Here is a 4,082-nt window from a genome sequence, read left to right as displayed (position 1 = left end):
GTCAGGGTGGCGCTGGCGAAGGCAACGGCATACACCCAGCCGACCGACAGGGCATCGGCGGCGGCCAGCAGCGGGATGGTGGCGATGACCGCCGCCCGGGCCAGGTCGGTGGCGATCATCAGGCGCTTGCGGTCCACCCGGTCCACCCAGGCCCCGATGACCAGGCCGAACAGCAGATAGGGGACGAACTCGGCCGCGGTGGTGATGCCCAGGTTGATGGGCGAGCCGGTCAGCTTGAACACCAGCAGGGGCAGGGCGAAGAAGGTGAAGGAGCTGCCGAGGTTGGAGATGGTCTGGCCCAGCCAGAATCGGCCGAAGTCACCCGACAACAGCCAGCTCCGCCGGCCCCTTGCCTGCCCAGTCATGGCGGCCATTCTGGCGTCCCGGTCCGACACCGGCCAGGCCGTTACAGGCCTGCAGCCGGCTTCGGACGATGGTGGCGTCGGCCAGGGGTCTCCGGCAGTGTCGCCGAGGCAGTCCACCCCATCCTCACGCTCGAGGATGTGCCTGCCTGGCCAGGCATACCGTGCAGGGCTACCTTCGGCGATGTCGTCGATCGGCTGGTGCCTCGAACGTGACGCCCCGCCCCCGACGGTCGAAGGTTGCCAGGGGAGGAGTCGAGTGCATGACCAGCGTAACCGTCAAGCGGGTCTTCGAGGTCGATGCGCCGCTCGAGGAGGCGTGGCACCGGCTGGCCGAGGTGGAGCGATGGCCGGAGTGGGCGCCCCATATCACCTCGGTGACGGTATCGCCGCCGGGCGAGCTCGGTCCCACATCAAGCGGTGCCTTGCAGATCAGGCGGCTGGGGCGCAACACCTTCCGCATGTCGGTCTGGGAGCCGCCAGCCCGTTGGGAGTGGGTCGGCGGGCTGCCTGGGGTCCGCATCTACTACGACCATCGGTTCGAGTCGTCGGGCCCGGCAGCGACACGGCTGGAATGGTTGGTCGAGCTCCATGGGCCCCTGGCGCCGCTCATTCGACCTGTCTTCGCCCGAGTGTACGGTCGCAATCTCGACAAGGCGATCCCGAGACTGCAGGAGTGGTTTCGCCGCTGATGGCCGGACCGGCGTCAGGTGTGCGGGACTGGTAGGTCGAACCGGCGTAGGCGGGCGGGGTCGGCGAGGATGTCGATCTCCACGATCTTCCCGCGTCTGACCGTGAACCCCATCACCGCAAGCAGTCGCCCGCCCGTGTCCGCGACCACGCCTGCGGTGCCGTTCACCAGCGCGGGCCGCACCGACCGGGCACGTTGTGAGAAGGCCAGGGCCTGCTTGGCCACGGCCCGCGCCCCCCGGAGGGTCCTGGAGGCGCCTGCGGGCACCGTGCCCCAGTCGGCGCGGACGACAACGTCTGGGTCCAGCACGGCAACGAGCGCATCCAGGTCACCGTTGCGGGCTGCGGCAAGGAAGGCATCGACCACCCTGCGCTGGCGGGCGAGATCGGCATCGGGCAGGGCGGTCGAGGCCCGGACCCGGCGGCGGGCGCGGCTGGCCAGCTGGCGGGCGGCGGCCGGGGAACGCCCGAGGATGGCGGCGATCTCCTCAAAGGGCACCGCGAAGGTGTCGTGCAACACCAACGCCAGCCGCTCGGCCGGTGCCAGCTCCTCAAGGACCACCAGCAGCGCCAGCCCGACCGCATCGCCAAGCAGCGCCTCCTGCTCGGGGTCGGGCGCGTCGGCGGGGCCGATGATCGGGTCGGGCAGATGCACCCCCAGAGGCTCCTCCCGACGGGCGGCGCGCGAGCGCAGCATGTCCAGGCACACCCGCGCGACCACCGTGGTCAGCCACCGGCCCAGGTCGTCCACCCCGCCGGTGCCGGCACGGCTGAGGCGAAGCCAGGCTTCCTGGACGGCGTCGTCGGCCTCGCTGAGCGAGCCGAGCATCCGGTAGGCCACCGCGCGCAGGCGGGCGCGGTGGGTCTGGAAGCGCTCGACCAGCCAGTCGCCCTCATCCATCGGTCACATTTCCTCGTCGCGGTCCGTCATCACAGTGACGGGTCAACACGAGCCGAGGTGACAAGGAGGGGACGCCATGCCGCCTATCGTGTCCCACATCGACATTGCCTGCCCGCCGGCGGAGGTCTTCGGGTATGCCACTGATCCTTCGCGGTTCGCCGAGTGGCAGGACGACGTCGTGGGCGTGCGCATCCAGGGAGGCCGTCCGCCCGGCGTGGGCTCGAGGTTCACCACGATCCGCCGGGTCGCCCGCGTCGAATTCAGCTACACGCAGGAGATCACAGCGCTCGATCCGCCCAGCAGCTGGGCCGCTCGCGGTGTCGATGGACCGCTCAGGCCCAGCGCGAGCATCACCGTCGAGCCGCTGGAGGAGGGCAGCTGGTCCCGGGTCACGTTCACGCTCGACTTCCAGGGAAAGGGGATCGGCAAGCTGGTGCCGGACGTCGTCCGCCAGCTGGCGTTGAGGGGAGCGCCCAAGAGCTACCAGCACCTGAAGGAACGGCTGGAACGTGGCGACTGGCGCGCAGCCGGCCGGACAGGAGCGATGCCTCCGGCGAACGGGAGGGCCGTGTAGGCAGTCAGGCTGACCAGGGTGCTATTGGGTGACGCGGCGTCAGCGGTGGAGGGCCAGGGAGATGACCCGCAGCAGGCTGGCGGTGCCGGCGGTCTCGGGTCGCGCACCGGCTGGCGCCGCCACAGCCCGGGTCGTGCTGATCTAGGCGCCGTCCATGCCCTCGGCGAGTGAGGGATTCGGCGTGACTGCCGGGTTCCTGCCTGTCCCGGTGGGTAGGCGGGACGAGATGGCTGGAACCGCCGCGGATCGCGTCCTCGTCAACCGCTATGCGCTCAAGACCCCGCTGGGGCGAGGCGGGATGGGGGTGGTGTGGCGTGCCCACGATGTGGTGCTGGGGCGCGAGGTCGCGGTCAAGGAGGTGGTGTTCCCGGCGAGCCTGTCGGCTGCGGAGCGGGCCGCGGCCCAAGCGCGGGTGACCCGGGAAGCGCGGGCAGCGGCCCGGCTCAACCACCCGGGGGTGGTGACCCTCTACGACGCGGTGACCTCTCAGGGCAGCGTCTTCCTCGTTATGGAGCTGGTGGAAGCACCCACCCTGGCCGAACTGGTCCGGGTCGAGGGTCCGCTCGCGCCCGAGCGAGTGGCGGAGATCGGCGCCCAGCTCGCCGGCGCGCTGGAGGCGGCGCATCACGCCGGCATCATCCATCGCGACGTCAAACCCGCCAACGTGCTGGTGCCCCCCTCAGGGAATGCCAAGCTGGCCGACTTCGGTGTCGCCTCGCTAGCGGACGACCCGCGGCTGACCACGACCGGACTGGTCATCGGCTCACCCGCCTACATGGCCCCCGAACAGGCCAAGGGTGAGGCGACCGGGCCGCCGGCAGACTTCTGGGCGCTGGGGGCGACGCTGTACTTCGCGGTCGAGGGCGAGCCGCCGTTCGACAAGGGCTCTTCGATGGCGGCCCTGGCCGCGGTGGTCAACGAGGCGCCGCAGCCGATGCGCCGGGCCGGCCCGCTGGCCCCGCTGCTGGCCGCGTTGTTGGCCAAGGACCCGCAGGCCCGCCCGTCCGGTCCGAAGGTCCGGGCCTGGCTGGCCTGGCTCCTGGTCGTGACACCTTCAACTCCACCCAGCCAGATCCTCCCGACCCGAAGACCGGGTCCCAGCCGCCTCCTCGCGTCGCCTCCGTCCACCTCCGAGGCCCCGAGGACGTCGGCCTCCTCCTCCGTCACGGCGGGCGCTGGCCTCCCACAGCGTTCCGAGGAGGTCCCAGCAGTCGAGCAGGACCAGGCGCCGGCTACGGAGCCTCCGGCGGGACCGGCACCGGGCCAGCGGTCACCCCGCCCGATCCTTCCGCCGGCCCCACCCGTGCCCCATTGGGCGCGGCGGCGGCTGCCCGGCGTGGCTGCCCTGCTGCTTGTGGGCGGGATGCTGACCGCCTGGCTGACAGGGACCTTCCAGCCCGACCCGACCCGGGAACGGGCGGCCCCGGCCATCACCAGCCGAAGCCCGGGGGTGGCCTCGGGCGAGGATCAGGCGACCCGGGCCACGGCCAGGGGCGGCGCCGGAGCACCAGGCACGACCGAGCCCGCTCCATCGACCACCAAGGAGCCTGCCACC

At 71.6% G+C, this 4,082-nt stretch carries 5 protein-coding genes; 3 read left to right on the top strand and 2 right to left on the bottom strand.

Annotation, left to right across the window (positions count from 1 at the left end; all coding sequences use genetic code 11):
- Positions 1-365: MFS transporter (locus tag VF468_13455; protein HEX5879301.1), on the bottom strand; the 365-nt coding region annotated here is incomplete at its 3' end.
- Between the two features lie 260 nt (positions 366-625).
- On the opposite strand from VF468_13455, the gene VF468_13450 reads away from it, so the two are divergent.
- Positions 626-1,054, top strand: a complete 429-nt coding sequence (locus tag VF468_13450) for an SRPBCC family protein (protein HEX5879300.1) — start codon at positions 626-628, stop codon at positions 1,052-1,054.
- Positions 1,055-1,068: 14 nt separating this feature from the next.
- Here the strand turns inward: VF468_13450 and sigJ are convergent, their stop codons facing one another.
- A complete protein-coding gene (sigJ, locus tag VF468_13445; GenBank protein HEX5879299.1) occupies positions 1,069-1,953 on the bottom strand; it encodes an RNA polymerase sigma factor SigJ in 885 nt (294 codons plus the stop codon).
- Between the two features lie 76 nt (positions 1,954-2,029).
- On the opposite strand from sigJ, the gene VF468_13440 reads away from it, so the two are divergent.
- Together VF468_13440 and VF468_13435 are read left to right on the top strand one after the other, a co-directional pair.
- On the top strand, positions 2,030-2,527 hold the full coding sequence (locus VF468_13440; GenBank protein ID HEX5879298.1) for an SRPBCC family protein: 498 nt from the start codon (positions 2,030-2,032) through the stop codon (positions 2,525-2,527).
- 226 nt (positions 2,528-2,753) lie between these two features.
- The coding region (locus VF468_13435) for a protein kinase (protein ID HEX5879297.1) at positions 2,754-4,082 on the top strand (1,329 nt) is incomplete at its 3' end.

This window comes from Actinomycetota bacterium, from assembly GCA_036280995.1.
GTDB lineage: Bacteria > Actinomycetota > CALGFH01 > CALGFH01 > CALGFH01 > CALGFH01.
Note: the sequence above shows the minus strand (reverse complement) of the source record. Positions and strands in the feature narration are given on the sequence as shown.